The organism is Psychromonas hadalis ATCC BAA-638 (assembly GCF_000420245.1).
Lineage (GTDB): Bacteria > Pseudomonadota > Gammaproteobacteria > Enterobacterales > Psychromonadaceae > Psychromonas > Psychromonas hadalis.
The window spans coordinates 1-1,213 of sequence record NZ_ATUO01000336.1; the positions used below are offsets into that span (position 1 = coordinate 1).

2 protein-coding genes are annotated in these 1,213 nt (G+C 37.9%); both read right to left on the bottom strand.

The features are described from left to right. Positions 1–196: 196 nt before the first annotated feature. On the bottom strand, positions 197–958 hold the full coding sequence (locus G322_RS0119395) for a DsbA family protein (protein WP_022943302.1): 762 nt from the start codon (positions 956–958) through the stop codon (positions 197–199). Between the two features lie 49 nt (positions 959–1,007). Continuing rightward, on the bottom strand, positions 1,008–1,213 hold a 206-nt coding region (locus tag G322_RS24045), incomplete at its 5' end, for a hypothetical protein (protein WP_211217189.1).

Here is a 1,213-nt window from a genome sequence, read left to right on the forward strand (position 1 = left end):
ACAGCTTAATTCAAGGCGTAAGTTGACGTAAATGGTTGTTCCCTTTACGAAAATTACAACGCGGAAGTGAGTTGTTTTAACCAGTAAAATAGATCCGCTATTTACTGTTATTGGTATAACTATATTTACGCTGTATTAAACTAAAATGCCACGGCAGTTACGCCGTGGCATTTTAGTGATACTCGTTAACGTTATATTATTTTAATTGTGCTTCTATCAATGCTTCTAACTGCGACTGAGGAATAAACCCGGGAATGATTTCACTGCCAATAATCAAACTGGGTGTGCCTCGTAAGCCAAGCTTTGCAAAAATCTGCTCATTCTTTTCAACCATCTCTTTTTTCTGCTGATTTGCTAATAATGAACCTTGGCTATTGGTCATGTTTGCAATTTTCATTATCGAATTTTTATCGTGTCGTGATGGTTTTGCCATCATTAAACGATGCACCTCTGCAAAGTTATCACGATTGTTCTCCCATACATCTAAAGCATACCACGCGGTATTAGTTTGCATACCTGGAATCATACGTTGCTGAAAGGGTAAGTAGACATTCACGATACGCACATCGGGATAATTTTTAATAACTTCAGCTAAGCCTGATTCTAAACGCTTACAATAAGGACAGTTATAATCGGTAAAATTGATCACCGTGAGTTTCGCATCTTGTGCACCAAAATAAGGGTGTAATGGGTTGTTATATAAATAATCATGGTTTAGTTTTAGGGTGTTTGTGATGCTACTTTGGCCATCAATATACTGGCTTAAATTGGCATGTAACCCTTCAATGACATCAGGGTTTTGCTGTAATAACTCAGATATTTCTCTGATTTGTTGTTGTTGTTGTGCAGTGCTGATAGTTACCGCGCTGACCATTGATGTAGCGATGATGGAAGACACTAAGATAATGGTCGCGATGGATGTTGATAAAACGTTTTTTGATAAACATAATGGTTTCATAATAATTTCCTAAGTAAAGAGTAAATGCAGACACAATCCCATCGGAGTGCTAACGCCGGTGGTGATTGGTCTTTGATGATAAAAATGGAGAGAGTCGTCGTGACTGCTTTCCGGTTGGTGCGACTATTACACTTTTGATAATAAGTTTGATTTCATCATCACTTATACCATTCCGCATAATATTGTGATCAGGGCTTGTTGAGGAAAAATGATGAAGAGCAAGGCGCATGATTGAGTAATAGCTAGCTATTGCGA

Excerpts from the sequence above, each read along its gene's own strand:
- G322_RS0119395 (WP_022943302.1), bottom strand. The coding sequence starts at position 958 with ATGAAACCATTATGTTTATCAAAAAACGTTTTATCAACATCCATCGCG.